The following is a 4,320-nucleotide window of genomic DNA, read 5'->3' on the forward strand; positions in this document are numbered from 1 at the left end:
CGGGGGAGCGCCTCCGCTGCCGGGGGGCGGGATGAGCGGGTTCCGGGCATCGAGGAGCGCCTTCGCGGGCGCGGCGAATCCGCTGCCCGCGGCGACCGCGGCCTCGAGCTGCGCGACCGCCTCTCGGAGGGCGGAGCGCCGGGCGCCGGAGCCCGCACCGGAGGCGAGGGTCGCGGCGCCCAGGCCCAGGACCCGCTCGGCGACGACGCGCTCCGCCTCCGTCGCCTCGTCGGCCGCCGTCGTGAGAGCCTCGGCCGAGACGCCGGCGAGAGCGGAGTTGAGGGCCGGCACTGCGGCGAGGAGATCGGCGCGCGCCGAGCCCTCGACGACCGAGTCGGTCGCCGCGAGCAGCGCGAGCACGTCGTCGCGCACAGCGGTCGCCCGGTCCTTCGCCGCCGTGAAGTCGGCGGGCGGGGCCACGTCGATCGACGTCTCCCGCACGGTGGGGGCCGACGACGGAGCCTCGGAGCGGGGCGTGCAGGCGGCGAGCGACAGCGCCAGCAGACCCGCCGTCACGGCCGCGGCGACGCGAGAGGGCCGCCGCCGCCCGGGGCGGCTCCGTCCGGTTCGCCGTCGAGTCCGCATAACGGCACCTTATCGGGGGACAAAGCGGGAGTCCGCCCCCGGGAAGGGTGGTTGCCGCGGGTGCGGCGGTGTGCGTGCCGCCTCCCGCCCTCGTGCGGCCCTCCGCCTACCATGGGCGGGTGACCGACCAGCCGGCTCCCCCCGTCCGCCTCCGCCCCGAGATCCTCGCCCTCCCGGCCTACCGCCAGGGCCGAGCGGCCGCTGCCGACGCGTTCAAGCTGTCGTCCAACGAGAACCCGTTCGACCCGCTGCCCTCCGTCCTGCACGAGGTGCAGTCGGTGCAGGACTTCAACCGCTACCCGGATGCCGCGGCCACCGCGCTGCGGACGGCGCTCGCCGAGGAGTACGGCGTCGGGATCGACGAGGTGATCGTCGGAGCGGGCTCCGTCGCCGTGATCGCGCAGCTCATCAGCGCTGCGGCGGGAGCGGGCGACGAGGTCGTCTACGCATGGCGCTCGTTCGAGGCGTACCCCTCGCTCGTCACGACCGCCGGAGCGACGAGCGTGCGCATCCCGCTGCGCGCCGACGACACGCACGACCTGGACGCGATGGCGCAGGCCGTGACGGAGCGCACGCGGCTCGTCATCGTCTGCAGCCCCAACAACCCCACGGGCACCGTCGCCACGGCGGACGACGTCGAGGCGTTCCTCGAGCGCGTCCCGCGCGACGTCCTCGTCCTCCTCGACGAGGCCTACGCCGAGTTCGTCGACGACGAGCGGGCCGTCGACGGCACGACGCTGCTCGGCCGCCACCCCAACCTCGTGATCGCCCGCACCTTCTCGAAGGCCTACGGGCTCGCGGGCCTCCGGGTCGGCTACGCGATCGGGCACCCCCGCATCCTCGACGCCGCACGCTCGACGGCGATCCCGCTCTCGGTCACGCGCTTCGCCGAGACGGCCGCCGTCGCCTCCCTCCGCCACCGCGAGGAGCTGCTCGAGCGCGTGCGCCGCATCGTCGCCCAGCGCGACGAGGTCCAGCGGGCGCTCCTCGAGCAGGGCTGGACGATCCCCGACTCCCAGGCCAACTTCCTCTGGTTCGACACCCGCGACGAGACGGAGCGGGCGGCCGCGGTCTTCGAGCGCGCGGGAGTCGTGGTGCGCGCCTTCCCGCCGGAGGGCATCCGGGTCTCGATCGGCGAGGCCGGCTCTGTCGAGAAGCTCCTCTCCGCGGCGTCCGAGATTGTGGGGACCCTCCCCCAGGGCCATCCCGCGAGGCGGATAGGTTAGTCGGGTGGTAGTCACCAGCAGCCAGTCGCCGACGGTCCAGTTCCTCACCGCGGACGGGCGGTTCGCCCCGACCCCCGCGGCCGAGGAGTACGCGCCGTTCCTCGAGGGCGTCGGCGAGGAGCAGCACCGCTCCTTCTACCGCGAGATGGCGGTCGTCCGGCGGTTCGACCGGGAGGCCGCGAACCTCCAGCGGCAGGGACAGCTCGGACTCTGGGTGCCCAGCCACGGCCAGGAGGCCGCGCAGGTCGGCTCCGCGTTCGCGATGCGCCCGCAGGACCACGTGTTCCCCTCCTACCGCGAGCACGTCGTGGGCAAGATCCGCGGCATCGACCTGCTGAACGTCCTGGCGCTGCTGCGCGGCACGACGCACGGCGGATGGGACCCGGCCGATCCCGCGAACGGCAACTTCCACCTCTACACGCTCGTCCTCGGTTCTCAGGCCCTGCACTCCACCGGCTACGCGATGGGCCTGACGTTCGACGGGGCCACCGGCACCGGCGATCCCGAGAAGGACGCCGCGGTCGTCGTCTACTTCGGCGACGGCGCCTCCAGTCAGGGCGACGTCAGCGAGGCCATGGTCTTCGCGGCGAGCTACCGGACCCCGCAGGTCTTCTTCCTGCAGAACAACCACTACGCGATCTCGGTGCCCGTCGCCACGCAGTCGCGCAGCCCCCTCTACCTCCGCTCCTCCGGCTTCGGCATCCCCGGCGTGCAGATCGACGGCAACGACGTGCTCGCCAGCTACGCCGTCACCGCGAAGCACCTGCAGGACGCCCGCTCCGGCGGCGGCCCGCAGTTCATCGAGGCGCTCACGTACCGGATCGGCGCGCACACCTCGAGCGACGACCCGACGAAGTACCGCACCGACGACGAGCTCGCCTCGTGGGTCGCCAAGGACCCGATCACGCGCTTGGCCGCGTACCTGCGCTCCGAGGGGGTGCCGCAGTCGTTCTTCGACGGGATCGACGAGGAGGCGGAGGACTTCGCCTCCGACGTCCGCCGCCGACTGCTCGAGCTCGAGGCCCCGCCGACCGGGGTGATCTTCGACCACGTGTACTCCGAGCCGCATCCGCTGGTGACGGAGCAGAAGGCGTGGCTGCAGAGCTACGAGGACTCGTTCGGAGGCGACCCGCGATGACGATCGACACGAGCACGACGGCCGCGCAGCCGCACCTCTCCGAGGAGCAGCTGCAGTCGATGTCCATGGCCAAGGCGCTGAACGCCGGCCTCCGCCGCGCGATGACCGAGAACGACCGCGTCCTGATGATGGGCGAGGACATCGGCCCGCTCGGCGGCGTCTTCCGCATCACCGAGGGCCTGCACGCCGAGTTCGGGCCGAAGCGCGTGCTCGACACCCCGCTCGCCGAGTCCGGCATCGTCGGCACCGCGATCGGCCTCGCCATGCGCGGGTTCCGGCCCGTCTGCGAGATCCAGTTCGACGGCTTCATCTACCCGGCCTTCGACCAGATCACGTCGCAGCTGGCCAAGATGACCAACCGGCACGAGGGCCTGCTGAGCATGCCCGTCGTGATCCGTGTGCCGTACGGCGGGCACATCGGCGCGGTCGAGCACCACCAGGAGAGCAACGAGGCGTACTTCGCGCACACCGCGGGGCTCCGCGCCGTCAGCCCCTCCACGCCGAACGACGCGTACTGGATGATCCAGGAGGCGATCGCCTCGGACGACCCGGTGATGTTCTTCGAGCCCAAGAGCCGCTACTGGCCCAAGGGCGACGTCGACCTCCGCGCTCCCGCCGCACCGCTGCACGCCACGCGCGTCGTGCGCCCGGGCACCGAGGCGACCGTCGTCGGCTGGGGCCCCATGGTGTCGGTGCTGCTCGCAGCCGCCGAGGTCGCCGCGGAGGAGGGGACGAGCATCGAGGTCGTCGACCTCCGCTCGCTCTCGCCGATCGACTGGGCGCCGCTTCTCGAGTCCGTGCGCCGCACGGGCCGCCTGATCGTGGCGCAGGAGGCCTCGGCGAACGTGAGCCTCGGCTCCGAGATCGCGGCGACCGTCACCGAGAAGGCGTTCTACTCCCTCGAGGCGCCCGTGCTGCGGGTCGCCGGCTTCGACACCCCCTTCCCGCCCGCCAAGGTCGAGAAGCTCTTCCTCCCCGACGTCGACCGCGTGCTCGAGGCCGTCGACCGCTCCCTCGCGTACTGACGCATCCGCGTCCTCCAGCGTCAGGACGCTCCGCGTCCCCCAGCGTCAGAAAGCAGAACCAGACGATGACCGAGCAGTTCCTCCTCCCCGACGTCGGCGAAGGCCTCACCGAGGCCGAGATCGTGGCGTGGAAGGTCAAGGTCGGCGACGAGGTGGCCGTGAACCAGGTCCTCGTCGAGATCGAGACCGCGAAGTCCCTCGTCGAGCTGCCCTCGCCGTTCAGCGGCACCGTCGTCGACGTCCTCGTCGACGAGGGCCAGACGGTCGACGTCGGCACCCCGATCATCATTGTGCAGGCGGGAGCCGGCACCGTCGGCTCCGAGGTGCCGGCGATCCCCGCCCACCC

4 protein-coding genes and 1 pseudogene are annotated in these 4,320 nt (G+C 72.5%); 4 read left to right on the plus strand and 1 reads right to left on the minus strand.

Going from position 1 to position 4,320, the window contains the following annotated elements; all coding sequences use genetic code 11:
- Window positions 1-516, minus strand: a pseudogene (locus NB037_RS18760) (hypothetical protein); the annotation flags it as partial.
- Window positions 517-704: 188 nt separating this feature from the next.
- Here NB037_RS18760 and hisC point away from each other — a divergent pair.
- From hisC to NB037_RS18780, 4 genes are all read left to right on the plus strand, one after another.
- Window positions 705-1,811: a histidinol-phosphate transaminase gene (gene hisC / locus NB037_RS18765; protein WP_251948467.1), complete on the plus strand. Its 1,107-nt coding sequence runs from the start codon at window positions 705-707 to the stop codon at window positions 1,809-1,811.
- Window positions 1,812-1,815: 4 nt separating this feature from the next.
- Window positions 1,816-2,949, plus strand: a complete 1,134-nt coding sequence (locus tag NB037_RS18770) for a thiamine pyrophosphate-dependent dehydrogenase E1 component subunit alpha (RefSeq protein WP_251948468.1) — start codon at window positions 1,816-1,818, stop codon at window positions 2,947-2,949.
- Window positions 2,950-3,008: 59 nt separating this feature from the next.
- Window positions 3,009-3,974: an alpha-ketoacid dehydrogenase subunit beta gene (locus NB037_RS18775; protein ID WP_372490792.1), complete on the plus strand. Its 966-nt coding sequence runs from the start codon at window positions 3,009-3,011 to the stop codon at window positions 3,972-3,974.
- Between the two features lie 65 nt (window positions 3,975-4,039).
- Window positions 4,040-4,320 (plus strand): biotin/lipoyl-containing protein (locus NB037_RS18780; RefSeq protein ID WP_308202093.1); only part of this gene is annotated, 281 nt, incomplete at its 3' end.

The sequence above is a fragment of the Rathayibacter rubneri genome, from assembly GCF_023743255.1.
In the GTDB taxonomy this organism is placed as follows: domain Bacteria; phylum Actinomycetota; class Actinomycetes; order Actinomycetales; family Microbacteriaceae; genus Rathayibacter; species Rathayibacter rubneri.

Bases quoted from the DNA above. Each gene is read 5' to 3' on its own strand.
- NB037_RS18775 (WP_372490792.1), top strand. From the start codon at position 3,009: ATGTCCATGGCCAAGGCGCTGAACGCCGGCCTCCGCCGCGCGATGACC.